General features: G+C 68.8%; 24 protein-coding genes. 13 read left to right on the forward strand and 11 right to left on the reverse strand.

The annotated features are described in order from the left end of the window. The 8 genes from ON19_RS13505 to ON19_RS13540 all read right to left on the reverse strand — a co-directional run. Positions 1 to 1562: NADH-quinone oxidoreductase subunit G (locus ON19_RS13505; protein ID WP_255218383.1), on the reverse strand; the 1562-nt coding region annotated here is incomplete at its 3' end. After that, positions 1559 to 2881, reverse strand: coding sequence for an NADH-quinone oxidoreductase subunit NuoF (nuoF, locus tag ON19_RS13510; protein ID WP_043691060.1), 1323 nt, complete (start codon positions 2879 to 2881; stop codon positions 1559 to 1561). The genes nuoF and ON19_RS13505, both read right to left, overlap by 4 nt. Then, positions 2878 to 3648 carry an NADH-quinone oxidoreductase subunit NuoE gene (gene nuoE / locus ON19_RS13515; protein WP_043691066.1) on the reverse strand — a complete coding sequence of 257 codons (771 nt, stop codon included), beginning with the start codon at positions 3646 to 3648 and terminating at the stop codon, positions 2878 to 2880. Before nuoE ends, nuoF begins: the two co-directional genes overlap by 4 nt. Beyond that, complete coding sequence (locus ON19_RS13520; RefSeq protein WP_174377695.1) at positions 3645 to 4979, reverse strand: NADH-quinone oxidoreductase subunit D; 1335 nt, start codon at positions 4977 to 4979, stop codon at positions 3645 to 3647. Before ON19_RS13520 ends, nuoE begins: the two co-directional genes overlap by 4 nt. Next, positions 4979 to 5755, reverse strand: a complete 777-nt coding sequence (locus tag ON19_RS13525; protein ID WP_174377696.1) for an NADH-quinone oxidoreductase subunit C — start codon at positions 5753 to 5755, stop codon at positions 4979 to 4981. Before ON19_RS13525 ends, ON19_RS13520 begins: the two co-directional genes overlap by 1 nt. After that, complete coding sequence (locus ON19_RS13530) at positions 5752 to 6306, reverse strand: NuoB/complex I 20 kDa subunit family protein (RefSeq protein ID WP_043691073.1); 555 nt, start codon at positions 6304 to 6306, stop codon at positions 5752 to 5754. Before ON19_RS13530 ends, ON19_RS13525 begins: the two co-directional genes overlap by 4 nt. A 51-nt stretch (positions 6307 to 6357) precedes the next feature. Next, a complete protein-coding gene (locus ON19_RS13535) occupies positions 6358 to 6726 on the reverse strand; it encodes an NADH-quinone oxidoreductase subunit A (RefSeq protein WP_265337067.1) in 369 nt (122 codons plus the stop codon). A gap of 497 nt (positions 6727 to 7223) precedes the next feature. Continuing rightward, the gene (locus ON19_RS13540; protein ID WP_043691082.1) at positions 7224 to 7643 is read right to left on the reverse strand and encodes an Rv3143 family two-component system response regulator; all 420 of its coding nucleotides are present in this window, start codon (positions 7641 to 7643) and stop codon (positions 7224 to 7226) included. Positions 7644 to 7784: 141 nt separating this feature from the next. On the opposite strand from ON19_RS13540, the gene ON19_RS13545 reads away from it, so the two are divergent. Genes ON19_RS13545 through ON19_RS13555 form a run of 3 tightly spaced genes read left to right on the forward strand, consistent with a single transcriptional unit; the run spans position 7785 to position 11362 of the window. Beyond that, positions 7785 to 9326, forward strand: a complete 1542-nt coding sequence (locus ON19_RS13545; RefSeq protein ID WP_051168838.1) for a hypothetical protein — start codon at positions 7785 to 7787, stop codon at positions 9324 to 9326. 3 nt (positions 9327 to 9329) lie between these two features. After that, on the forward strand, positions 9330 to 9773 hold the full coding sequence (locus ON19_RS13550; protein WP_043691084.1) for a hypothetical protein: 444 nt from the start codon (positions 9330 to 9332) through the stop codon (positions 9771 to 9773). Next, positions 9770 to 11362, forward strand: coding sequence for an FHA domain-containing protein (locus ON19_RS13555; protein WP_043691086.1), 1593 nt, complete (start codon positions 9770 to 9772; stop codon positions 11360 to 11362). The genes ON19_RS13550 and ON19_RS13555 overlap by 4 nt, the downstream gene beginning before the upstream one ends. A gap of 76 nt (positions 11363 to 11438) precedes the next feature. Here ON19_RS13555 and ON19_RS13560 read toward each other — a convergent pair whose 3' ends face one another. Then, entirely contained in the window at positions 11439 to 12302 is an 864-nt protein-coding gene (locus ON19_RS13560; RefSeq protein ID WP_227955007.1) for a LysR family transcriptional regulator, read from the reverse strand. A 156-nt stretch (positions 12303 to 12458) separates the two neighbouring features. Between ON19_RS13560 and ON19_RS13565 the strand changes: the two genes are divergently transcribed. Genes ON19_RS13565 through ON19_RS13585 form a run of 5 tightly spaced genes read left to right on the forward strand, consistent with a single transcriptional unit; the run spans position 12459 to position 17371 of the window. Further along, positions 12459 to 13901: a form I ribulose bisphosphate carboxylase large subunit gene (locus ON19_RS13565; protein ID WP_043691095.1), complete on the forward strand. Its 1443-nt coding sequence runs from the start codon at positions 12459 to 12461 to the stop codon at positions 13899 to 13901. 20 nt (positions 13902 to 13921) lie between these two features. Then, positions 13922 to 14344, forward strand: coding sequence for a ribulose bisphosphate carboxylase small subunit (locus ON19_RS13570; protein ID WP_043691098.1), 423 nt, complete (start codon positions 13922 to 13924; stop codon positions 14342 to 14344). Then, positions 14334 to 15350: an AAA family ATPase gene (locus tag ON19_RS13575; RefSeq protein WP_051168839.1), complete on the forward strand. Its 1017-nt coding sequence runs from the start codon at positions 14334 to 14336 to the stop codon at positions 15348 to 15350. The genes ON19_RS13570 and ON19_RS13575 overlap by 11 nt, the downstream gene beginning before the upstream one ends. Before the next feature lie 15 nt (positions 15351 to 15365). Next, entirely contained in the window at positions 15366 to 16481 is a 1116-nt protein-coding gene (locus ON19_RS13580; RefSeq protein ID WP_043691099.1) for a class 1 fructose-bisphosphatase, read from the forward strand. 11 nt (positions 16482 to 16492) lie between these two features. Further along, a complete protein-coding gene (locus ON19_RS13585; RefSeq protein WP_043691102.1) occupies positions 16493 to 17371 on the forward strand; it encodes a phosphoribulokinase in 879 nt (292 codons plus the stop codon). A 69-nt stretch (positions 17372 to 17440) separates the two neighbouring features. On the opposite strand, the gene dinB is transcribed toward ON19_RS13585, so the two are convergent. Then, complete coding sequence (gene dinB / locus ON19_RS13590; protein WP_043691104.1) at positions 17441 to 18682, reverse strand: DNA polymerase IV; 1242 nt, start codon at positions 18680 to 18682, stop codon at positions 17441 to 17443. Between the two features lie 128 nt (positions 18683 to 18810). On the opposite strand from dinB, the gene ON19_RS13595 reads away from it, so the two are divergent. The 3 genes from ON19_RS13595 to ON19_RS13605 are packed head-to-tail and all read left to right on the forward strand — an operon-like array spanning position 18811 to position 21267. Next, positions 18811 to 19191 carry a BlaI/MecI/CopY family transcriptional regulator gene (locus ON19_RS13595; RefSeq protein ID WP_043691105.1) on the forward strand — a complete coding sequence of 127 codons (381 nt, stop codon included), beginning with the start codon at positions 18811 to 18813 and terminating at the stop codon, positions 19189 to 19191. After that, the gene (locus ON19_RS13600; protein WP_043691107.1) at positions 19188 to 20138 is read left to right on the forward strand and encodes a M56 family metallopeptidase; all 951 of its coding nucleotides are present in this window, start codon (positions 19188 to 19190) and stop codon (positions 20136 to 20138) included. Before ON19_RS13595 ends, ON19_RS13600 begins: the two co-directional genes overlap by 4 nt. Before the next feature lie 19 nt (positions 20139 to 20157). Next, complete coding sequence (locus ON19_RS13605) at positions 20158 to 21267, forward strand: winged helix DNA-binding domain-containing protein (protein ID WP_043691111.1); 1110 nt, start codon at positions 20158 to 20160, stop codon at positions 21265 to 21267. On the opposite strand, the gene ON19_RS13610 is transcribed toward ON19_RS13605, so the two are convergent. Next, a complete protein-coding gene (locus ON19_RS13610) occupies positions 21248 to 22015 on the reverse strand; it encodes a TetR/AcrR family transcriptional regulator (protein WP_043691113.1) in 768 nt (255 codons plus the stop codon). The genes ON19_RS13605 and ON19_RS13610 overlap by 20 nt on opposite strands. Positions 22016 to 22114: 99 nt before the next feature. Here ON19_RS13610 and ON19_RS13615 point away from each other — a divergent pair, with 99 nt between their 5' ends. Together ON19_RS13615 and ON19_RS13620 are read left to right on the forward strand one after the other, a co-directional pair. Next, entirely contained in the window at positions 22115 to 23077 is a 963-nt protein-coding gene (locus tag ON19_RS13615) for a daunorubicin resistance protein DrrA family ABC transporter ATP-binding protein (RefSeq protein ID WP_043691117.1), read from the forward strand. Next, complete coding sequence (locus ON19_RS13620) at positions 23074 to 23898, forward strand: ABC transporter permease (protein WP_043691120.1); 825 nt, start codon at positions 23074 to 23076, stop codon at positions 23896 to 23898. Before ON19_RS13615 ends, ON19_RS13620 begins: the two co-directional genes overlap by 4 nt. The last annotated feature ends 27 nt before the right edge of the window (positions 23899 to 23925 follow it).

Consider the following 23925-nt stretch of genomic DNA (forward strand, 5'->3'; position numbering starts at 1 on the left):
AGGCGTACGGCGGCCGACAGCGTGCCCGCCACACCCGCCATCCGCTCACCGACCATGATCACCGCGCCGGGTTCGCGCAGCAGTCGGGCCAGATCCGCGAGCTGCGCCGGATCCGCGCCGGGGGTGGTGATCTCGCCGGTGCGGATGGCGTCGAGCAGATGCGGTTCGGCGCCCGGCACGGCCCGCATCAGCCGCCCGGACATGCGGTCGAGTCCGCGCGAGGAATACGGCGCGAGCGAGTAGATCGGCAGGCGGCGCTTGCGGGCGGCCTTGCGCAGCCGCAGGTAGACGATCGGCGACTCTTCTTCGGGTTCGAATCCGACGAGCAGGACGACCGGCGCGGCCTCCATGCTGTCGTAGGTCACCGTGCCGTCCTGACCGGCGACGCGGGCGGCGAGGAAGTCGGCTTCCTCCGCCGAATGGGCGCGGGAGCGGAAGTCGATGTCGTTGGTGCCGAGGGCGACCCGCGCGAATTTGGCGTAGGCGTAGGCGTCCTCCTCGGTGACCCGGCCGCCGACGAGCACGCCGGCGTTGCCGAAGGAGGCGGCCAGTCCCTCCGCGGCCGCGGCCAGTGCCGCCGACCAGGAGGCCGGGGCGAGTTCGCCGTCCCAGCCGCGCACCAGCGGGGTGGTGAGCCGATCGGGTTCGGTGGCGTAGGCGAAGGCCCAGCGGCCCTTGTCGCAGTTCCACTCCTCGTTGACCTGCGGGTCGTCACCGGCCAGCCTGCGCAGCACCTTGCCGCGCCGATGGTCGGTGCGCTGTGCGCAACCGGAAGCGCAGTGTTCGCAGACGTTCGGGCTGGACACCAGGTCGAACGGGCGGGCGCGGAATCGGTAGGCGGTGCCGGTGAGCGCACCGACCGGGCAGATCTGCACGGTGTTGCCGGAGAAGTAGGAGTCCAGCGGTTCGGCCTGCGCGGTGCCGACCTGTTGCAGCGCACCGCGGTCCATCAGCTCGATGAACGGGTCGCCGGCGATCTGCTGGGAGAAACGGGTGCAGCGGGCGCAGAGCACGCAGCGTTCCCGGTCCAGCAGCACCGCTGTCGACAGCGGGATCGGTTTGGGATAGGTGCGTTTGCGTCCCTCGAACCGGGATTCGGCGCGTCCGGTGGACATCGCCTGGTTCTGCAGCGGGCATTCGCCGCCCTTGTCGCAGACCGGGCAGTCGAGCGGATGGTTGATCAGCAGCAGCTCCATCACGCCCTCCTGCGCCTTGTCGGCGGCAGGGGAGGTGAGCTGGGTGCGGACCACCATGCCGTCGGCGACGGCCATGGTGCAGGAGGCGACCGGTTTGCGCTGCCCTTCCACCTCGACCAGGCACTGGCGGCAGGCGCCGACCGGGTCGAGCAGCGGATGGTCGCAGAAACGGGGGATCTGGATGCCGATCAGTTCGGCGGCCCGGATCAGCAAGGTGCCGGGCGGGACGCTGACCGCGGTGTCGTCGATGGTCACGGTGACCAGGTCGGCGGGAGTGGGCCCGCCGGTGTGGCCGCTCACGACGGCAGGCCCGCCCGTCGTCCGGCCGCCGCCGGTGATCGAATCGCTGCGCGAGACCGGTTTCATCGGACCTCTTCTCCTGACTCGGCCCATGCGGTGGCGCGCGCCGGGTCGAATGGACATCCGCCGAGCCGCAGGTGTTCGGCGTACTCCTCGCGGAAGTACTTCAGCGAGGAGATGATCGGGCTGGCCGCGCCGTCACCGAGGGCGCAGAACGACTTGCCGTTGATGGTGTCGCTGATGTCGAGCAGCTTGTCCAGGTCGGACTCGGCGCCGGTGCCCGCTTCGATCCGTTCCAGCAGCTGCACCAGCCAGTAGGTGCCCTCCCGGCACGGGGTGCACTTGCCGCAGGACTCGTGCGCGTAGAACTCCGTCCAGCGCAGCACCGCCCGCACCACGCAGGTGGTGTCGTCGAAGATCTGCAGCGCCTTGGTGCCGAGCATGGATCCCGCGCCCGCGACGCCCTCGTAGTCGAGGGGCACGTCGAGGTGTTCCTCGGTGAACAGCGGCGTGGAGGAGCCGCCCGGGGTCCAGAATTTCACCCGGTGCCCGGCGCGCACGCCGCCCGCGTAGCCGAGGAGTTCGCGCAGCGTGACGCCCAGCGGCGCCTCGTACTGCCCCGGCCGGGTCACATGACCCGACAGCGAGTAGAGGGTGAAACCGGGGGACCTCTCGCTGCCCATCGAACGGAACCAGGTGATGCCGTTGCGGATGATGGGGGGCACGCTGGCGATGGATTCCACGTTGTTCACCACGGTCGGGCAGGCGTAGAGGCCTGCGACGGCGGGGAACGGCGGGCGCAGGCGGGGTTGGCCGCGGCGGCCTTCCAGCGAGTCGAGCAGCGCGGTCTCCTCGCCGCAGATGTAGGCGCCCGCGCCCGCGTGCACGAGGAGTTCGAGGTCGTAGCCGGAGCCGAGGATGTCGTGACCGAGGAAACCCGCTTGGTAGGCCTGGGCCACCGCGGCTTGTAGCCGACGCAGCACCGGAACGACCTCGCCGCGCACGTAGATGAACGCGTGCGCGGCGCGGATGGCGTAGGCGGCGATGACGACGCCTTCGATCAGCGCGTGCGGCGCGGCGAGCATGAGCGGAATGTCCTTGCAGGTACCCGGTTCCGACTCGTCGGCGTTCACCACCAGGTAGTGCGGTTTGGTGACGCCGTCGGGTCCGGGGCCCTGCGGGATGAAACTCCACTTCATGCCGGTGGGGAAGCCCGCGCCGCCGCGCCCGCGCAGGCCCGCGTCCTTGACGGTCTGGATGATCTGGTCCGGTTCCATCCGCAGGGCGGTGCGCAGCGCCTGGTAGCCGTCGTGGCGCAGGTAGGTGTCCATCGTCCAGGACTGCGGGTCGTCCCAGTAGGTGCTCAACACCGGAGTGAGCGTCATCGCGGGCCCTCCGGATCCTGTTGCGGCGCGGGCGCTTTCATGCCCTGCGCCCGAGCGACGCGCAGACCGGCGAGTGTCGCCTCGCCCGCGGCGCCGTCCAGGACGCCGGGGCGCTCGTCCGGGAATCCGGCCAGGATGCGCGCGGTCTGCTTGAACGTGCACAGCGGCGCGCCGCGGGTGGGGGTGACCTGCGCTCCGGCACGCAGGGCGTCCACCAGGGCACGCGCGGATTCGGGGGTCTGGTTGTCGAAGAACTCCCAGTTGACCATGACCACCGGCGCGAAGTCGCAGGCCGCGTTGCACTCGACGTGCTCGAGCGTGATCGACCCGTCCGCCGTGGTCTGGCCGTGCCCGATGCCGAGGTGGCGTTCGAGCGCGGCGAGGATGGCGTCGCCGCCCATCACCGCGCACAGTGTGTTGGTGCAGACGCCGACGTGGTAGTCGCCGGTGGGTGTGCGCCGGAACATCGAATAGAAGGTGGCGACGGCGGTGACTTCGGCGCCGGTCAGCCCTAATTGTTCCGCGCAGAACTCGATTCCGGTGCCGGTGACGTAGCCCTCCTCGGACTGCACCAGGTGCAGCAGCGGCAGCAGCGCGGAACGCGGGTGCGGGTAGCGCGCGATGATCTCCTTGGCGTCGGTTTCCAGCCGCTCGCGCACGAAGGGTTGGTAGGGCTCGGGCCGGGTTTCGAGCTTCAGCAGGACCGGCGTCCCACTTGTCGCGCGGCCGTTGCCGTCGGTGGATTCGCGGTGCGATGTCGGGTTCATCGGTCCACTCCGCCCATGACCGGGTCGATGCTGGCGACCGAGGCGATGACGTCGGCGACCATGCCGCCCTCGCACATCGCCGCGACCGCTTGCAGATTGGTGAACGAGGGGTCGCGGTAGTGCACCCGGTAGGGCCGGGTTCCGCCGTCGCTGACCATGTGCACCCCCAGCTCGCCGCGCGGCGACTCAACGGCCACGTACACCTGTCCCGCCGGAACGCGGATGCCTTCGGTGACCAGCTTGAAGTGGTGGATCAGCCCCTCCATGGAGGTGCCCATGATCTTGCCGATGTGCCTGGGGGAGTTGCCGAGGCCGTCCGCCCCGATCTGCAGGTCGGCGGGCCAGGCGATCTTCTTGTCGTCGATCATGACGGGGCCGGGTCGCAGCCGGTCCAGGCACTGCTCGACGATCTTCAGCGACTCCTTCATCTCCTCCACGCGGATGACGTAGCGGCCGTAGCAGTCGCATCCGGTGGTGGTGGGGACGTCGAATTCGTAGTTCTCGTAGCCGCAGTAGGGCTGGGCTCGGCGCATGTCGTGCGGCAGGCCGGTGGCGCGCAGCACCGGGCCGGTGATGCCGAGCGCCATGCACCCCTGCAGGTCGAGGTAGCCGATGTCCTGCGTGCGGGACTTCCAGATGGGGTTGGCGGTGAGCAGGTGTTCCATGTCGCGCAGCCGTTTGGGCAGCAGGGCGAGCAGTTCACGGACCTTCGTGACGCCGTCGTCGGGCAGATCCTGCGCCAGGCCGCCGGGGCGGATGAACGCGTGGTTCATGCGCAGCCCGGTGATCGTCTCGAATACGTCGAGGATCAGTTCGCGCTCCCGGAAGCCGAACAGCATCGGAGTCAGCGCGCCGAGTTCCATGCCGCCGGTGGCCAGGGCGACCAGGTGCGAGGAGATGCGGTTGAGCTCCATCAGCAGCACGCGGATGATCGTGGCGCGCTCCGGGATCTGCTCGGTGATGTCGAGCAATCTCTCCACGCCCAGGCAGTACGCCGTCTCGTTGAAGAACGGCGACAGGTAGTCCATGCGGGTGACGAAGGTGACGCCCTGGATCCAGTTGCGGAATTCGAGGTTCTTCTCGATTCCGGTGTGCAGGTAGCCGATTCCGCAGCGGGCTTCGGTGACGGTTTCGCCTTCGATCTCCAGGATCAGCCGCAGCACACCGTGCGTGGACGGGTGCTGCGGGCCCATGTTGACGACGATGCGTTCCTCGCCCGCGCCGGCCAGCGTGTCGGCCACCTGGCCCCAGTCCTGCCCCGCCACGGTGACCGTGGCGGGCTCGGGCGCGGTGCCCTCGGCGAGGCCGGGTTCGGTGTCGGTGTCGTTCATCAGCTGTATGCCCTCCGCTCGTCGGGCGGCGGGATGCGCGCGCCCTTGTATTCGACCGGGATCCCGCCGAGCGGGTAGTCCTTGCGCTGGGGGTGGCCGCGCCAGTCGTCCGGCATGGTGATCCGGGTCAGCGAGGGGTGCCCGTCGAACCGGATGCCGAAGAAGTCGTAGGTCTCGCGCTCGTGCCAGTCGGTGGTCGGGTACACCTCGTAGAGCGAAGGGATGTGCGGGTCGGCGTCGGGGGCGGAGACCTCCACCCGCAGGCGGCGGTTGTGCGTGATCGACATGAGGTGATAGACGGCGTGGAGTTCGCGGCCGGAATCCTCCGGGTAGTGCACGCCGTTGACGCCCAGGCAGAGCTCGAAACGCAGTGCGGGATCGTCCCGCAACGCGCGGGCGACCGACGGCAGATGCTCCCGGTGCACGTGCAGGGTGAGCTCGCCGCGGAAGACGATCACCTTCTCCAGCGCCGCGTCCAAGCGGGTGCCGATGGCGGTGAGCGCGGCATGCAGCGCGTCGACCACCTCGTCGAAGTACCCGCCGTACGGGGCGGGAGTGCTGCCCGGCAGGATGACCGGGCGGACCAGGCCGCCGTAGCCGGAGGTGTCGCCGGTGCCGGACACGCCGAACATGCCGCGGCGCACGCCGATCACCTCGGCGCCGGGCTGCGCGGAATCCTCTTCGGGCAGGGTGCCCTCGGGGCCCGCGGTGGCAGCGGCATCGATTGCGTCGTGCGCGGGCGGGGCGTCGGTGTCGTCGGGGGTGTCGAAGGTCATCGGAGCAGACCCTCCATCCGGATGGTCGGGGTCGAGGCGAGCGCGGCCTGTTCGGCGGCGCGGATGGCCTCCTCACGGTTGACCCCGAGCGGCATCTGCTGAATCTTGGCGTGCAATGCCAGGATCGCGTTCAGCAGCATCTCCGGCCGGGGTGGGCAGCCGGGCAGGTAGATGTCGACCGGAACCACGTGGTCGACGCCCTGCACGATGGCGTAGTTGTTGAACATCCCGCCCGAGGACGCGCAGACGCCCATCGCCAGCACCCATTTCGGTTCGGTCATCTGGTCGTAGACCTGGCGTAGCACCGGGGCCATCTTCTGGCTCACCCGGCCGGCGACGATCATCAGATCGGCCTGCCGCGGCGAGGCGCGGAACGCTTCCATGCCGAAGCGGGCGATGTCGAAACGTCCGCCGCCGGTGGCCATCATCTCGATGGCGCAGCAGGCCAGCCCGAAGGTCGCCGGCCATAGGGAGCCCTTGCGCAGGAATCCGGCGAAATCCTCGACCGTGCTCAGCAGGAAGCCGCTGGGCAGTTTTTCCTCGAGACCCATGTTCTACTGACTCGCTTCCACTCGTCGGCTACGAATTCGGCTGCGCGGCATTCAGTCCCAGCTGAGGCCGCCGCGCCGCCATTCGTAGGCGTAGGCCACCGAGACGTTGAAGATGAACAACGCCATCGCGGCGAGACCGAAGAGACCGAGCGCATCGAAGTGCACTGCCCACGGGTAGAGGAACACGATCTCGATGTCGAAGATGATGAACAACATCGCGGTGAGGTAGTACTTCACCGGAAAGCGTTGTCCCGTAATGTTTCCTGGCCCACCGGCCACGGCATGCGGCGTGGGTTCGATACCGCATTCGTAGGGTTCCAGTTTCGCCCGGTTGTGCCGTTTCGGGCCGACCAGGGCCGATAGGGCGATGGAGAACAGCGCGAACGCCGCCGCGATCGCGCCGAGTACAAGCGTCGGCATCTCGATATTCACGACTGCACTTCCCCTCCTTGCGAGCGGCAGCTGACAACAGCGTCCGAGGCGGGCTGACGTCGTTGTCCGCCTCGGCCAGACTCGCCCCTCGGCTTCACCCGGGAGCGGTCATTACCGGGTCCGTTCCCATGTGAGGTACGGCACAGCCTACAACCGAACGGGCGGCCCGCACCGGGTTTGGCGACGTCGTTTGATCGAATTCAGTACAAGCATTTATGACCGAAACGGTGGTAATCCGCGCGGCGGGCCCGGAGTCTTGGCTGAACGGTCAGTTGGCAGCCGGAAATGCCGGGTTTCGCGACGTAGAATGTGGTCCCGAGCGGGTTCGGAGTCGGCAACGGCGACAGCGACGCGAAGGCCGGGAGCGTCGACCGCACCGGGGTTCGGGACCCGTTCGACCGGGAACTCGGCACAGTCGTGCGCGGAGAAGCACTAATTCAAGATCGCTATGAATAGCTGCCGCAGGCGGAGGGAGTAGGCGACGATCAGGCCGCGGAACGGCCGCGCAGCAGTGCCACGACGGCCTCGGTGAGCCGGAGCGGGTCGATGGGGTGCGCCACCGCGGCCTCCGCGCGCGACCAGCTGGCCAGCCAGGCGTCATCCGGACGGCCGGTGAGCACCAGCAGCGGCGGGCACGGATCGACTTCGTCCTTCAACTGCTTGGCGATGCCGAGCCCGCCCACAGGGGCCGCCTCGCCGTCGAGCACGGCCAGGTCTATGCCGCCCGCATCCAGCTGCGCGATCACCACGGGGGCGGTGGCCACCTCTAGGTACTCGAACGCCGGTAGTTCCGGGTGCGGGCGCTTGCCCAAGGCCTGGATCACCTGACGCCTGGTGTCGGCGTCGTTGCTGTACACGAGAACCCGCAGAGGGGTGGAACGAGTGGAATCGGCCACGATCGGCATGGTACGTCCGCGAGGGCGGGGCGCGTGGCAGGTTCGGCGCAGTTGGTTGCCGCGCGTCGTCCACCGCGCGTCACCGGCGTGGTCGCGGGTCGAAAGCCGATGACAAGCAGTTGATAAGAATCTGCCGGTAGAGTCCGGCCAATGCGGGGAGATATCACGCAGGCCCTCGTCGACACCGACGTGTGGACCGATGAGATGCTGGGCCACGCCGGTATTCCGGTGATCGACGTTCCGTTCGTGACCATCGGCAGTGGGATCGGATCGTTCGTCACCTATGACACGCTCCGGATCTTCGGTGTGCCCGCCGAGGCGATGGCGGTACTCGGTCCGCAGGAGCACCCCTGGGCCTCCTATGAGTATCTGACGAGGGTCTCCCAGATTCCCCGCGGCGAGCGCCTGCGCAGCGACTCGGCCTCGACGCCGGACAACATCTGGGGCTTCCCCTCGTACGCGGTGCGCGAGGCCATCGCCGACAAGTCGATCAAAGCGCTGTGGAACGTCTTCGTCGAGCCGATCTTCGCCAATTACTACACCCCGCGCGCCGGCCAGGCGTTCGACGCCATGGAGCGGGAGTTCCACCGCATCGGTTACGCGCGCTCCCTGCATCGCGGCCACGTGCGTATGGTGCGCAAGCGCCACGGCGGCGGATACTTCACCATCCTCACCCCGCCCGCGGGGTCGACGCCGACCAAGCGCGTCGCCTTCCGCAGCACGTATGTCCATGTGGCGGTGGGTTATCCGGGCTTGAAGCTGTTGCCCGACCTGCAGGAGTATCGCGAAACCCATCGTGATCCGACCCGCGTGGTCAACGCCTACGAGCCGCACGAGCACGTCTACCAGGCGCTGCAGCGGCGGCCCGGCACCGTGCTGATCCGCGGCAGCGGAATCGTCGCGAGCCGCGTCCTGCAACGACTCATCGACGACCGGGACAAGCACCGGCTCGACACCCGGATCCTGCACCTGTTCCGCACGTATATCGCCGGCCCGCACGGCAAGAACATCTTCAGCAGGCGCAAGGGCGGAGACGGATGGGCCTATCAGGGGTTCAACTATCCGAAGTCGGTGTGGGGCGGTCAGCTCAAGCAGAAAGTGCGCAATCTGCAGGGTGAGGAACGGGCGCGGGCGTACAAGGAGATCTCGGGTACCAACACCCCGATCCGGGACAACTGGCAGGAACAGCTGCGCCGTGGCCGCCGAGAGGGGTGGTACCAGGTGATGGCGGGAGCGATGCGGGCTCCGCGCCCGGCCGGGGGACGGCAAGGCGTGGTCGCGACGATTCTTCCGGACACCGGTGCGCCGCTGCCGTTTCCGCCGCCGGCGCAACCGTTCGACACGACCGTCGACTACATCATCGACTGCACGGGCTTGGAAGCCGACATCCGCGAGCACCGGCTGCTGGCCGACCTGCTCGACCACACCGGCGCCGGTCGCAATCCGCTCGGCCGGCTCGACGTGGACACGACATTCGAGCTGATCGGCACCCGCAGCGGCCCCGGACGGATGTATGCCTCCGGCAGCGCCACGCTCGGCGGGCCGTTCGTCGGCGTGGACACCTTCCTCGGGCTGCAGATCGCCGCGCAGGAGATCGCCGACGATCTGGCCGCGGTCGGACTCTGCCGCAGGATGGGGCCGCTGCGCTCGACGCGGCAATGGTGGTTGTGGGTTACGAACGAGAAGATCTGAGCGATGCTTCCTACTTTGAACGGGCGAATCCAGACCCGTCTTCTCGCGCTGAGCGTGATCGGCTTCGTCGTCGCGCTGATCATCACCCCGGTTCTGCCGACCGGTTCGTTGAGCATCGGTCAGGCCTACCGGGTGACATTGTCGGTCCTGCTGGCGACGGTTCTGGTCGGTGTGCTGTGGGAATTGCTCTACCATTTCCTGCAGCAGTTCCGCTGGGAAAAGGACTGGCCGACCCTGTTCGGTTTCGTCACCATCCTCAACGAGGGAGCGCTGATGTGGGTCCTCGTGCGTTACACCACCGTGGTGCTGCCCGAGCATCTGCGTCCGTCGCTCGTGGCGTTCGGAATCCAGTTCGTCGTCACGTGGGTCGTCTTCTGGCTCATCGTGAACGGGCCGATGCGCGTGGTGTTCCACCGGTGGCGGTTCCAAGGCGGCCGGTTCCTGTGAGCGCGCAGATCGAGGCGTTGCCCGGCGCCCATCTGGTGGCGAGCGCGGGCGGCGCGGTCGTGGTCGTCGCGCACCGTGGCGACGGCGCCGTCACGGCGGACACGGTGGCGGCCCGGACGATGACGGCGCTGCTGGACATCGTGCGCGAAGCCGTCGCACGGGACCGGCGCCGCAGCGGGCGCGCGGTGGCGCGGCTGGCCACGACCTGGCTCATGAGCCTGTCCAACGGTGAAGAGGACGAGGTCGAATTCGGGGTGATCACGCCCGTGGACAACGGCCTCGCGGTGTTCCTGCACGGCGGGGTCACCGCGGTGCTCGCAGGTCCCGGCCACACGGAGGTGCTTCGCGGCCGGGACGCCGGATTCACCGTCGACCGCATGGTGACGCCGGCGCCGGGCAGCGGCGCGGGGTTGTTCGTGGACGAAGCCGGGCGGACCGCCCAATCCCTGCCGGGGCGCGGGATCTTCGCGCTGGGCGCGGGGACAGTCCCGGGTTCGGGCGCGGTGCTGTGGTCAGGGATGGCGCCGGACGTGATCGGCGGCGAACCGGCGATCGACGGCGTCACCGAGTCCCTGGGCCAACCGCGGGCGGGTTCCGCGCCCCAACCGCCTCTCGCCGAGCCCCACGCGGCATCGGCGCCGGAGTCGACCCCCGGACCGCAGTGGGCAGCGGAGCCGCCGCGCGTCGAGCCCCGACCAGCCCCCGAAGCGCGGCCCGCCGCGGAACAGCCGCTCGCCGCAGGGCCGCAATCACAGGTCGCCGCCGGACCGCAGGCACTGCCGGAACCGCACCGACGCGGAGCGCAGCCGGAGTCCGAGCAGGCGTCCGCGCCGCCGCCCCCGCGGGCGCCGAGCCTGCGCAAGGACGAGGAAGCCGCCGACGCCGCGACCGAAGTCGATTTCCAGGCCTCCGCGCGGCGGGCGACGCCGCGCCAAGGCATGACACCGCCCGTGGCGCAACCGCTTCCGCCGAGCCCGGCGCAGGCGCGGCCCGCGCACCGCACCGATCGGGACTACGCGATCGCCAACGATGCGAACCTCGCCGAGACGATGGTGCCCTCCGCCGAGGTAGTCGCGGACGCGCTCGGATCGACCGGCTCGAACACGCTCGGGCATCGGGTGATCGTGCACGGATTCCAATGTGCCCGGCATCATCACAACGATCCGCGGGTGTCGTTCTGCGCGGTGTGCGGGATCCGGATGGACCAGCTCACCTGCGTGCTGAGCGAAGGGGTGCGCCCCCCGCTGGGTGTGCTGCTGCTGGACGACGGCACGTCGTTCGTCCTGGACAACGACTGTGTTCTGGGCCGCGAACCGGAGCACTCGGAGGCGGTCGCGCGCGGGGCGCGCCCGGTGCGGCTGGAGGACAGCTCGGGGGGCATGTCGCGAGCGCACGCGGAGATCCGCCTCGTCGACTGGGACGTGACGGTCGTGGACGGCGGCTCCACCAACGGCACCCACATTCGTCATCCCGGACGCCAAGATTGGGTCCGCGCGGTGCCGGGCCATCCGGTCACCCTCGCACCCGGCGCCCAGATCCAACTGGGCGGCCGCGTGCTGACTTTCGACTCGCAACACGGGCAGCTGTAGCCGCGCAGCCCGATGCGGCGCACCGCGCTCAGCCCCGGCCAGGGGTTTCGCCCCGTTCCGGGGAGTGGCAGGCAGGTCAGTGCGGGTGGAAGGCGTCGGAGCCGACCTCGGCGGGGTCGAGCAGATGGGTGAGGAACAGGCGGGTGGTCGGGGTCGGGGTGCGAGTGGTGACGGCATGCCACGGACGGTCCAGCGGGGTGCCCTCCACCGGGAGGACGCGCAGCACGCCGTTCTCCAGATCCTGGGAGATCGCGTCGCTGTGGATCAGCGTGACGCCCAGACCTTCTCGCGCGGCGGCCAGGGCCGCGCCGTGTGACCCGAGGGTGAGCGTGGGCGGTTCGATCCGCAGCTGGTCGAGCAGCGCGAGGGTGGCCTCGCGGGTGCCCGAGCCGCGGCCGCGCAGCAGCCAGGTGGTGTGCAGCGGGTCCAGTTCCGGCAGGCCGACCACGACCAGGCGGCTCGATCGCCGCGCGCGCACCACCAGCCCCGTGTCCTGTGGCGGACGGCCCGCGATGACGAGATCCGTTTCGTGGTGCTGCAATTCGAGGAACAGCGCGTCGCGCGGATGCACCGACAGGCTCAGCTCGATATCGGGGAACCGGCGGCGGAACGAGGCCAGCGGCCGTAGCAGGACGTATTCGCCCGCGGTGGCGACCACGCCGATCCGCAGCCGTCCGGTCTCGGCACGGCGCACAGCGGCCTGGGCCTCCTTCATCAGCCCGAGAATTCCGCGGCAGTACTCGGCGTAGACGCGACCCGCTTCGGTGAGCGCGATCCCGCGCCCGGCTTTCGCGACGAGCTTGGCGCCGAGCTGTTTCTCGATGTGCGCGACGGCCGCGGAGACGGCGGCCTCGGTGATGTGCAGCTGCGCGGCGGCCCGGCGAATGCTGCCCTGGCGGGACACGGCCAGGAAGGTTTCCATCCGAGCCGCACTCACCATACCCACCGAAGAACGGTAACAAACTCAATGAATATGTTGGGTATCGCGAGGAACAATCAAATTGTTTGTTGTCATCCGGCCCGTCATCCTGGAAATCCCAAGGCACGCCCGTTCACCCGGGTGCGGGTGTCCCGCAGTGGCACAGCAGGAGGAACGATGGCCGAAGAAATCGAACGTGACCGCTGGGATCCGGGTGTCCAATCCTATGCGTCGATGGGCTATTACGCCCCCGACTACCAGCCGTCGGAAACCGACGTGCTCGCCGTGTTCCGGGTGACCCCGCAACGTGGCGTCGATCCGATCGAGGCCGCTGCCGCGGTGGCGGGTGAATCCTCCACGGCGACTTGGACGGTGGTGTGGACCGACCGGCTCACCGCGCACTCGCGCTATCAGGCGAAGTGTTACCGGATCGACGAGGTCCCCGGGCGACCGGGGGAGTACTTCGCCTATATCGCCTATGATCTCGACCTGTTCGAGGAAGGGTCGATCACGAACTTGACCTCCTCGATCATCGGCAACGTGTTCGGATTCAAGCCGCTGCTCGCGCTGCGGCTGGAGGACATGCGCATTCCGGTGGCATACGTGAAGACGTTCCAGGGGCCGCCGCACGGCACGGTGATGGAACGCGAATATCTCAACAAATACGGCAGGCCGCTGCTCGGTGCGACGGTGAAACCGAAACTCGGGCTATCCGCGCGCAATTACGGGCGGGTGATCTACGAGGCGTGCAAGGGCGGCCTGGATTTCACCAAGGACGACGAGAACATCAACTCGCAGCCGTTCATGCGCTGGCGCGACCGGTACCTGTTCGCGATGGAGGGCGTGAACCGGGCGATGGCCGAGACCGGCGAGATCAAAGGCCACTACCTGAATGTGACCGCGGCATCGATGGAGGACATGTACGAGCGCGCGGAGTTCGCCAAGGAGCTCGGCAGCGTCGTCATCATGATGGACCTCACCGTCGGATTCACCGCGATGCAGTCGATGTCGCACTGGGCGCGCCGCAACGGGGTGCTGCTGCATCTGCATCGCGCGGGGCATTCCACCTACACCCGGCAGAAGACCCACGGTGTCAGCTTCCGTGTGCTGGCCAAGTGGTGCAGGCTGATCGGCGTCGACCATCTGCACGCGGGCACCGTGGTCGGGAAGCTCGAGGGCGACCCGGCGACGACGAAGGGGTTCTACGACACGCTGCGGGAGAACCACATTCGGACCGAGCCGGCCAATGGGATCTTCTTCGACCAGCACTGGGCGAGCCTGCCGGGTGTGATGCCGGTGGCCTCCGGTGGCATCCACGCCGGGCAGATGCATCAGCTGCTCGACCTGTTCGGCGACGACGTGGTGCTGCAATTCGGCGGCGGCACGATCGGGCATCCGCTCGGCATCGCCGCGGGCGCGGAGGCGAACCGGGTGGCGCTGGAGGCGGTCGTGCAGGCCCGCAACGAAGGCCGTGACCTGCTGAAGGAAGGGCCGGAGGTATTGCGGAAGGCGGCCGAGATCTGCCGCCCGCTCGACGTCGCGCTGGCCACCTGGGGCGATGTCACCTTCGACTACACCTCCACCGACGCGCCGGACGCCGTGCCGACGGTCAGCCGCTGAGCATCCAGGAAGGACAACCCATGTATCTACGGCACGGAACGTTCTGCTACCTCCCGCCGCTGACCGACGAGCAGATCGCCGCACAGGTGCGCTACGCGCTGCTCAACAGTTGGCCGGTCTCCATCGAGTACACCGACGATCCGCATCCGCGCAACGCCTACTGGGAGATGTGGGGGTTGCCGCTGTTCGACCTCGACGAGCCCGACGGCGTGCTGGCCGAGATCAACGCGTGCCGGGCGACTTTTCCGCGCCACTACGTGCGGGTGCTGGCCTACGACGCGCGCTACACCAGGCAGACGACGGCCCTGAGCTTCCTGGTGCAGCGCCCGCCCGACGAGCCCGGCTTCGTGCTCACCCGCACCGAGGGCCCGGACCGTCGGCAGACCTATGGTCTGCACTCGTACGCCACGACCGTCCGCCCGGGAGACCGATATGGCGGCTGAGCGCAACGGCTCGGGATTCCGTCTGCACCGTCCGGGGGCCGAGGCCCCCGGCGCGGTGCGGACGGCGCCCGCCAAACCCGAGGCGCCGGAGATCCTGGACGAGGACGCGGTGCTGGATCTGTCCACCGACATCGCGGGCCACGACGTCGAGGAGACGCTGCGCAGGCTGGACGCGGAACTGATCGGGCTGGCGCCGGTGAAGCGGCGGGTGCGCGAGATCGCGGCGCTGCTGCTGATCGATCGCGCCCGTCAGCGGTTCGGGCTGACCTCGTCGCGGCCCACCATGCACATGAGCTTCACCGGCGGGCCCGGCACCGGCAAGACCACGGTGGCGTTGCGGATGGCGCAGATGCTGCACGCCCTCGGCTACATCCGGAAACCGAAGGTGCACACCGTGACCCGCGACGACCTCGTGGGCCAGTTCATCGGGCACACCGCGCCGAAGACGAAGGAGGCGCTGGCCAAGGCGGCGGGTGGCGTGCTGTTCATCGACGAGGCCTACTACCTGTTCCGGCCGGAGAACGAACGCGACTACGGGCAGGAGGTGATCGAGATCCTGTTGCAGGAGATGGAGAACGAGCGCGCCAGCCTGGTGGTGATCTTCGCCGGATACCCGGATCGGATGGACCGCTTCTTCTCGGCCAATCCGGGACTGTCCTCGCGGGTGGCCCATCACCTGGAGTTCGCCGACTACACGCACGCGGAACTGCTCGGCATCGCCGAACTCATGGTGGCCGCGGAGAGCTTCCGCTTCGAGGCCGCGGCGCGGACGGCCTTCGGTGAATACCTGGAACGCCGGATGGCCCGTCCGCGCTTCTCCAACGCGCGCAGCGTGCGCAATGCCCTGGACCGTTGCCGACTGCGCCAGGCCAAACGTCTCGTCGAGTTGCGCAGACCGCTGACCAAGACCGATCTGATCACGCTGACCGACCGGGATGTCTACGGCAGCAGCGTGTTCACCGAAACCGAGCCACCCGGCGGGCCGACTGTGCGAGCCCTCCGGTGACGAGATCGAGGCGCGATGCCAGAAGGACTGAAAACCCTCACCCGCTACACCATCGAGCAGGAGCACCGGCATCCCGGATCCTCCGGTGAGTTCTCCGCCTTGGTGAACGTGATCGCGACGGCGACGAAGATCGTCGCGAATCAGGTCACCCGGGGCGCGATCGCCGGATGGATCGGTGCGGTGATCGATCCCGCCCGACTCCCACCCGCGAATCCGGACAATATGCCACCGACCGTGCATCGCGAGCTGGACGTGATCAGCAACGACATCATGGTCGCCGAAACCCAATGGACGGGGCATCTTTCGGCGTTGCTGTCCGAGCAGATCAGCGACATTCATCAGGTGCCGGACACGCATCGGCGCGGCAAGTACCTGTTGGCGTTCGATCCCCTGGACGGTTCGTCCAACATCGACGTCAACCTGCCGGTGGGCACGATCTTCAGCGTGCTGCGTGCGCCGCCCGCGCGGGGCGGCGCCACCAGCACCCCGAGCGCGGCGGATTTCCTGCAGCCAGGCGTCGAGCAGGTGTGCGCGGGGTTCACCCTGTACGGGCCCGCGACCATGCTGGTGCTGACGACCGGCAGCGGGGTGGACGGATTCACCCTGGACCGGGAGATCGGCGCGTTCGTGCTGACCCACCCCCGGATGCGCATCCCCGAAGACACCTCCGGTTTCGCGATCAACGCGGCAAACGAGCGCTTCTGGGAACGGCCGGTGCGCCGCTACGTGCACGAGTGCCTGGACGGCGTGGACGGCCCGCGCGAGCGCGATTTCAATATGCGCTGGGTGGCCTCGCTGGTCGCCGACACCTTTCACATCCTCACCCGTGGCGGGGTCTACCTGTATCCGCGCGACACCCGCCCGCCCACGCGTCCGGGCCGGGTCGCGTTGCTCTACGGCGCCAATCCGATCGCGTTCATCGTCGAACAGGCCGGCGGTGCGGCGACCACCGGCAGCGAGCGGGTGCTGGAGGTGGCGCCGGGCGAGGTCCACCAGCGGGTGCCGCTGATCTTCGGCTCCCGCAACGAAGTCGAGCGCATCGAGCGGTATCACCGCGAACCCGACGAGGGACCCAGCTTCGACAGCTCGCTGTTCGGCACGCGCTCGCTGTTTCGCCCGGCCCAGCGCTGAAGAGGAGAACCATGTCGGTCAAGCATCCCGTCGTCGCGATCACCGGGTCCTCCGGCGCGGGGACCTCCAGCGTGACGCGGACGTTCCAGGAGATCTTCCGCCGCGAAGGGATCAATGCCGCCATCGTCGAGGGCGATTCGTTCCATCGTTACGACCGCAACGAGATGAAACTGGCCATGGCCGAGGCCGAGCAGAACCGCAATCTGCGGTTCTCGCACTTCGGTGAGGAGGCGAATCTGCTGAAAGAGCTGGAGACGCTGTTTCGCGACTACGGCGAGACCGGTGTCGGGACCGTCCGCCGATACCTGCACGACGAGACCGAGGCCAAGCCCTACGGACAGCCACCAGGGACCTTCACGCCGTGGCAGGAGCTGGCGCCCGGTAGTGACCTGCTGTTCTACGAAGGTCTGCACGGCGCGGCGGTCACCTCCACGGTGGATGTGGCCCGGCACACCGATCTGCTGGTCGGCGTCGTGCCGATCATCAATCTGGAGTGGATTCAGAAGGTGATCCGGGACAAGACCGAGCGCGGTTACTCCAGTGAGGCCGTGATCGACACGATCCTGCGGCGGATGCCGGACTACGTCACCTACATCTGCCCGCAGTTCTCCCGCACGTACGTCAACTTCCAGCGGGTGCCGACCGTGGATACCTCGAATCCATTTATCGCGCGCACCATTCCGACCGCCGACGAGAGCTTCGTGGTGATCCGGTTCGCGGATCCGAAGGTCATCGACTTCCCGTATCTGCTGTCGATGCTGCACGACTCGTTCATGTCGCGGACCAATTGCATCGTGGTGCCCGGCGGCAAGATGGAGCTGGCCATGCAGCTGATCTTCACCCCGCTGATCCTGCGGCTGATGGACAAGCGCCCGAAGCGGTCGTACTGAGCGCGGGTTCGGTCCCGGTCGGCTGCGCGCGCCTGGCCGGGCGCTCGCGTGACTCGGCGGCTGAGCTGGTCAGTCGGGGAGCAGGGGTACCGAGAGGCCCTCGCCGCGGTGCAGGAGGGCGGCGCGGGTGACGGCGGCGGAGCCGAAGCGCTTGCGTAGGTCGTCGAGGGTCGCGTCGAGGGTGTTGGTGGCGCGGGGCTCGAAGGGCAGGGTGAGCTGCACGGCGTCGGCGTCGTCGAGGTTGGTCAGCGCGAGGCCGATCAGGGTGAGACCGCGTTCCTGGATGAGCGGCATCGCCCCGGTGAGCAGCGCGCGGGACGCGCCCAGGATCGTCTCGGTGTGGTCGGTGGCCTCGGCGAGGGTGTGGGACCGGGTGGCCCGGGTGAAATCGTCGAAACGCAGGCGCAGCACCACGGTTCGGCACACGCGGTTCGCCGCGCGCAGGCGCCTGCCGAGCCGATCGGTGAGCCCGTGCAGGTAGGCCTCGATCTCGTCGGGGGGACGATGCCTGCGACCGAGGGCGCGCTGGGCGCCGATCGAGCGCCGCCGCCGACCGGTCTCGACGCGGCGCGGGTCACGCGCCCAGGACAGAGCGTAGAGATGGCGGGCCGCGGCGGGGCCGAGCATCGCCCGCAGCGGGCTCTCACCCAGCTCGGCCAGTTGACCGACCCGGGTGATGCCGTGCTCGTGCAACGTGCGCGCGGTGACATCGCCTACACCCCAGAGTCTTTCGACCGACAGTGGATGCAGGAATTCCAGTTCACCGCCCGGCGGCACCAGCCGCAACCCGTCGGGCTTGGCGACCGCACTGGCCACCTTGGCCAGGAACTTGGTGCGGGCGATGCCCACCGAGATCGGCAAGCCGACGCGCTCGCGCACTTGGGCGCGCAGCCGCGTCGCGATGGCGACCGGCTCACCCGAGATCCGGCGCAGCCCGCCGACGTCGAGAAACGCCTCATCGATGGAGATGCCCTCCACGACGGGTGTGGTGTCGCGGAAGATGTCGAAGACGGCTTTGCTCGCCTCGGCGTAGGCGGACATGCGCGGGGGCACCACGATCGCGTGCGGGCACAACCGGCGCGCCTGCCCGCCGTTCATCGGAGTGCGCACGCCGAACGCCTTCGCCTCGTAGCTGGCGGCCAGGACCACTCCGCCGCCGACGATCACCGGCTTGCCGCGCAGCCGCGGGTCGTCACGCTGCTCGACCGAGGCATAGAACGAATCGAGATCGGCATGCAGGATCGAGGCCTCCGCCCGCGCGAGTATCCGGGGCCTGCCGGATCGGGAGACGGGCGCTTCGGACACGAACATATGTTCGCACAGGGCTCCGACATGAGCCGTCGAGCCGGGCCGATCTACTGGTTGCCTCAGTAGTAACCCGCCTCTGCCGGTAACCTGTTCCCACGACGGGGCACAGCGCGGATGAGGGAGTCGGTACGGTGCGTGGATTCGGGGATCTGGAGGCGGTGATCATGGACCGCATCTGGGATCAGGACGCAGAGGACACAACGGTGCGCGAGATCTTCGACGAACTGTCGGCTCAGCGGGACATCGCCTATACGACGGTGATGTCGACCATGGACAACTTGCATCGCAAGGGCTGGCTGGCGCGCGAACGCGCAGGCAAGGCCTATCGATATTGGCCGACGCTCACCAGGGAAGAGCACAGCGCCCGGCTCATGCTGGAGGCATTGGGTTCCGGTGGCCGCTCGGATCTGGTGCTCAGTCATTTCGTCGACCGGATCAGCGCCGAGGAGTCGGCTGGACTGCGTGCCGCGCTCCGCAGACTGGCGGCGCGCAAGTCACCAGAAGTGCCGTGAGCCTTGCCATAGCTCTGATGCTGTACGGCAGCGTCGTGGCGACCTTCGGTCCGCCCGTGCTGCGCGGTCTGACCCATCGCGGTATCGCGCCGCGGCTGGGTGTGATCGCCTGGGTTGTCGCGATCGTCGGTGCGCTGAGCGCGTGGGGAATCGCGGCGACCCTGGTGACCGTCGAGTTCGCCACCTACTGGGGACATCCGAAGGACGCGTTGCGCGCGTGCGTTTCGTTCCTGTGGTCCCCGATGCATGTGCACGGCGCCGCGGCCACCCGAGCGGCCACGTTCGCGGTGGCGGCGCTGGTCGCCACCGGTACGGTCGCGCTGGTGGCGCGTGCGGTGGGCGTCGTGGTGGACATGCGCAGGCGGACCAGCGTCCATGCGCGGGCGGTCCGGCTGGTCGGCAGGCCGGTGCCGGGTATCGGGGCGGTGGTGCTGGATTCGCCGGAGCGCCAGGTCTACTGCGTGCCGGGACGGCCCGACACCATCGTGGTCACCACCGCCGCCTTGGACGCGCTGGACGACGATCAGCTGGCCGCGGTCCTCGCGCACGAACGCGCGCACCTGTCCGGCAGGCACGCGGCGTTGACCGCGGTGCTGCGTGCGGTGGCCACCACGCTGCCCGGCCTTCGCCTGTTCACCGTCGGCGCGGCCGAGATCGCGCGCCTGCTGGAGATGTGCGCCGACGACAAGGCCGCCGACGAGCACGGGTCGCTGTCGCTGCTGGGCGGACTGCTGGCGATCGTCGGCATCGTCGAGCCCGCGCCGCCGGGTGTGCTGGCCGCGGCGGGCACCGCGGTGCTGGCCCGTGCCGAACGACTGGCCGACCCGGTCGGTGCGATCCGGCGAGCCACCACCCGCACCGCCCTGCTCGGCGTGATCGCGATGACGGTGACCGGGTCGGCGCTGGCCGTGGCGATGGTCGCGGGTCTGGGCGCACTGCTGAGCTGAGTGATAGGGGGAACACGAGTTGCAGGTCACCTGGGATCAGGTCTTCGCCTGGCGGCTGCGTCGTCAGTATGTGCGGTCCCGTGCGGACGAGGGGGTGGCAGCGATCGCCGAACGCCTGTGTGGCGTGCAGGCGCAGGTCACCTCCGCGGCGGAACTGGCGGTCGCATTGCGCAGCGTGAAACCGGAACCGGGCGGACTGGTTCGCGCGCTCGAGGACGGCACCTTGCTGAAGACCTGGGCGATGCGCGGCACCCTGCACGCACTCACTCCGGACCTGGCCGCGGCTTGCCTGGCGCTCATCGGCTCGGCACGCACCTGGGAAAAGCCGTCCTGGCAGAAGAACTTCGGCGCCTCGCCCGCGGAGGTGGCGGCGCTGACCGAGGCGGTCGCCGAGGTGCTCGACGGCGCGGTGCTCACCCGCGAGGAGTTGGTCGAGGCTCTGGTGTCCGAGCCGGGATTCCACCGGCTCGGCGAGGAATTGCGCTCCGGCTGGGGCGCGCTGCTCAAACCCCTGGCCTGGCAGGGGGTACTGTGCCACGGTCCGGCGCGGGGCACCAAGGTGACCTTCACCAGTCCCGCGCATCTGGTGCGCGACTGGCCCGGCCTGCCCGAACCGGATGTCGCGGCGCACGCGGCGGTGCTCGGCTATCTCCGCGCGTACGGCCCGGCGACGCCGGAGACCTTCGACGCCTGGCTCAGCCGCAACAGTCTGCGCAAGACCACGGTCCGGCGCTGGTTCGCCGAGCTGGGTGGGCTGCTCACCGAGGTCGAGGTGGAGGGCAGGCGCGCCTTCCTGCCGACCGACCAGGTCGACGCCGTGGCCGCCGCCGCGCCGAGCGCGACGGTGCACCTGCTCGGCGCCTTCGACCAGTACGTGCTGGGGCCCGGCACCGGCGACACCGTCCTGCTGCCCGGCGCCCACCGCGGGAAGGTGAGCCGCACCGCGGGCTGGATCTCACCGATCGTCGTCGTCGGCGGACGCATCGCGGGCATCTGGGAACTCACCGAGGACGCCGTCGCGATCGCGATGTTCGACGGTGCGCCGCTGCCGAAGCGCGGGCTGGACGAGGCTGTCGCGCACGTCGCGCTGGCGGCCGGGCGCGAGAAGCTCACGGTGCGAGCCGCGTAGCGCGGTCGCGGTGGGTCACATAGTGTTCGAGGCCGTCGAGGATGCGCTGTAGCCCGAAACCGAAGTGGTCGAAATCCGGGCCGAACGCGTCGTCCGACAGCGCGGCCATGACCGGGTAGCGGCCGCTGGCCATGGCTTGTTCCAGCTTGGGGACCTGCGCCTGCCAGAATTCCGCGTCGGTCAGGCCCGAGACGCGTTCGGCCTCTTGCTCGTACAGCTGTGTGCGGGCCGCGCCCAGCACGTAGCCGGAGACCATGATCACCACCGAGACGAGCTCGCGATCGGGCAAACCCATCGGCCGGATCGCGCCGAGCACATTCTCCATGCCTTCCATCGCCCCGGGACCGAGCACCGGGCGTGACTGGTTCACTCCGATCAGCCACGGGTGCCGCCGGTACATGGCGAGGGATTCGTAGGCGAGGGTTTCCAGTGCGCCACGCCATCCGTCGAGACGATCGCCGAGGCCGTCGATCGGGGCCTGCACCCGGTCGAGCATCAGATCCAGCAGTTCGGCCTTGCCGGGCAGGTAGCGGTACAGCGACATGGTTCCGGTGCCGAGTTCGGTCGCGACCCGGCGCATCGTCACCGCGGCGAGGCCCTCGCCGTCGGCCACCGCGATCGCCGCGTCAACGATCCGGTCCAGCGACAGACCGGGTTTCGGCCCACGACTCGGCCGGGGGCCCGCGCCCCAGAGCAGGTCGAGGGTGCGGGCGATATCGCCGCTGCCGCTGGTCTCCGTGCCGGTCATGATCGTCAGCTTATCCGCTTGGCAGAAAACTGGGTACGTTGTACTCTAATTCGAGTACGTTGTACCCAGTTTTCGGGTACGCCACGGGGAAGGTGAGTAGTGAACGATTTCGCGGTCCTGGCCGAGGGACTGGAGAAGAGATACGGGGACAAGCGAGCCCTGGACGGATTCGATCTGACCGTGCGGCGCGGCACGGTGCACGGGCTGCTCGGGCCCAACGGCGCGGGCAAGACCACCGCGGTGCGCATCCTGTCCACGCTGATCCGGCTGGACGGCGGCCGTGCGAGCGTGGCAGGCCTCGACGTCGCCCACCGGCCGCGTGAGGTGCGCGCCCGCATCGGGCTGACCGGCCAGTACGCCGCCGTCGACGAAGTGCTCACCGGGCGGCAGAACCTGGAGATGTTCGGCCGGTTGTTCCACCTCGGCGGACGCCGGGCAAAGCAGCGGGCCACCGAACTGCTCGAGCGTTTCGACCTGACCGAGGCCGGTGACCGCGGCGTCGGCAAGTACAGCGGCGGCATGCGCCGCAGGCTCGATCTGGCGGCGTCGATGATCCTCGCGCCGGACGTGCTGTTCCTCGACGAGCCCACCACCGGACTCGATCCGCGCAGTCGAGGCGAGGTCTGGGAGTCGGTGCGCGCCTTGGTCGCCGACGGCACCACGGTGCTGCTGACGACGCAGTATCTGGAGGAGGCGGACAAACTCGCCTCCCGGATCACCGTCATCGATCATGGACGCGCCATCGCCGAGGACACCCCGGACGGATTGAAGAGCACCGTGGGCGGCGACCGCATCGAGGTCGTGGCCGCGGACGTGGCCGACCTGCCCGCCGTCGCCAAAGTGGTGGCCCGGGTGTGCGACGGCGAACCGGACACCGACGACGTCGAACGACGGGTATCGGCGGCGGTCACCGAGCGCGTCGCGGCGCTCACCGAGGTCGCGCGCACACTCCAGGACGAAGGTGTGGACGTGGAGGACATCGGTTTGCGCAGACCCAGTCTCGACGACGTCTTCCTGCAGTTGACCGGCCACCGCACCACCACCGAGGAGGCGACCCGATGAGCACCGTGGACCTCACCCCGAGCCGTACGCGTTCCCGCGCCTACTGGGCGATCGCCGATTGCTGGAATATCGTGCGCCGCGGGCTGACCCACTATCAGCGTCAGCCGGTCAACATCGCCTGGCAACTCGGCTTCCCGATCCTGTCGGTACTGCTGTACGGCTATGTCTTCGGCAGCGCGATGAGCGTGCCCGGCGGCGGTGACTACCGCAGCTTCCTGATGCCGGGCATGTTCGCCATGACGATGGCGTTCGGCTTCATCAACACCGCGACGGTGGTCGTCTACGACGCCACCAACGGCGTGATCGACCGCTTCCGCTCGATGCCGATGGCCTCCTCCGCGGTGGTGTCCGGGCGCGGCGTCACCGATCTGATCGTGGCCTGCGCGGAGTTGACCATTCTGATGCTGACCGCCCTGGTCATCGGGTGGCGGCCGGACGGGGGAGTGCTGCGTGGCGCCGCGGCCTTCGGTCTGCTGCTGTTGCTGCGATTCGCGTTGATCTGGGTGGGTGTCTGGCTCGGGTTGCTGGTGCCGAACCCGGAGGCCGCGGGCGGGCTGTTCGCGGTCGCCTTCCCGCTCACCATGATCTCCAGCATCTTCGTCGCACCCCAGCTGATGCCGGACTGGCTGGGCGTCATCGCGGCGTGGAACCCGATCTCCTCCACGGTGGCCGCGACCCGTGAGCTGTTCGGCACGCCGGTCGGCAGCGGAGATTCCTGGGTGGAGCAGCACGCGTTGCTGATGGCCGTGGTGTGGCCGCTGATCATCACCGCGATCTTCCTGCCGCTCGCGGTCCGGCGATTCCAGCGCCTGAGCCGCTGACCCGTCGCCGTGTGAAACCCCGGCCGA

The sequence above is a fragment of the Nocardia abscessus NBRC 100374 genome, assembly GCF_000308455.1.
Classification (GTDB): domain Bacteria; phylum Actinomycetota; class Actinomycetes; order Mycobacteriales; family Mycobacteriaceae; genus Nocardia; species Nocardia abscessus.

Bases quoted from the DNA above. Each gene is read 5' to 3' on its own strand.
- nuoE (WP_043691066.1), bottom strand. From the start codon at position 3,648: ATGAACCCGACATCGCACCGCGAATCCACCGACGGCAACGGCCGCGCG.
- dinB (WP_043691104.1), bottom strand. From the start codon at position 18,682: ATGTTCGTGTCCGAAGCGCCCGTCTCCCGATCCGGCAGGCCCCGGATA.
- ON19_RS13535 (WP_265337067.1), bottom strand. From the start codon at position 6,726: ATGCCGACGCTTGTACTCGGCGCGATCGCGGCGGCGTTCGCGCTGTTC.
- ON19_RS13565 (WP_043691095.1), top strand. From the start codon at position 12,459: ATGGCCGAAGAAATCGAACGTGACCGCTGGGATCCGGGTGTCCAATCC.
- ON19_RS13550 (WP_043691084.1), top strand. From the start codon at position 9,330: ATGCTTCCTACTTTGAACGGGCGAATCCAGACCCGTCTTCTCGCGCTG.
- ON19_RS13530 (WP_043691073.1), bottom strand. From the start codon at position 6,306: ATGGGTCTCGAGGAAAAACTGCCCAGCGGCTTCCTGCTGAGCACGGTC.
- ON19_RS13610 (WP_043691113.1), bottom strand. From the start codon at position 22,015: ATGACCGGCACGGAGACCAGCGGCAGCGGCGATATCGCCCGCACCCTC.
- ON19_RS13525 (WP_174377696.1), bottom strand. From the start codon at position 5,755: ATGACCTTCGACACCCCCGACGACACCGACGCCCCGCCCGCGCACGAC.
- ON19_RS13570 (WP_043691098.1), top strand. From the start codon at position 13,922: ATGTATCTACGGCACGGAACGTTCTGCTACCTCCCGCCGCTGACCGAC.
- ON19_RS13540 (WP_043691082.1), bottom strand. From the start codon at position 7,643: ATGCCGATCGTGGCCGATTCCACTCGTTCCACCCCTCTGCGGGTTCTC.
- ON19_RS13580 (WP_043691099.1), top strand. From the start codon at position 15,366: ATGCCAGAAGGACTGAAAACCCTCACCCGCTACACCATCGAGCAGGAG.
- ON19_RS13520 (WP_174377695.1), bottom strand. From the start codon at position 4,979: ATGAACGACACCGACACCGAACCCGGCCTCGCCGAGGGCACCGCGCCC.
- ON19_RS13620 (WP_043691120.1), top strand. From the start codon at position 23,074: ATGAGCACCGTGGACCTCACCCCGAGCCGTACGCGTTCCCGCGCCTAC.
- ON19_RS13560 (WP_227955007.1), bottom strand. From the start codon at position 12,302: ATGGTGAGTGCGGCTCGGATGGAAACCTTCCTGGCCGTGTCCCGCCAG.
- ON19_RS13585 (WP_043691102.1), top strand. From the start codon at position 16,493: ATGTCGGTCAAGCATCCCGTCGTCGCGATCACCGGGTCCTCCGGCGCG.
- ON19_RS13575 (WP_051168839.1), top strand. From the start codon at position 14,334: ATGGCGGCTGAGCGCAACGGCTCGGGATTCCGTCTGCACCGTCCGGGG.
- nuoF (WP_043691060.1), bottom strand. From the start codon at position 2,881: ATGACGCTCACTCCGGTGTTGAGCACCTACTGGGACGACCCGCAGTCC.
- ON19_RS13545 (WP_051168838.1), top strand. From the start codon at position 7,785: ATGCGGGGAGATATCACGCAGGCCCTCGTCGACACCGACGTGTGGACC.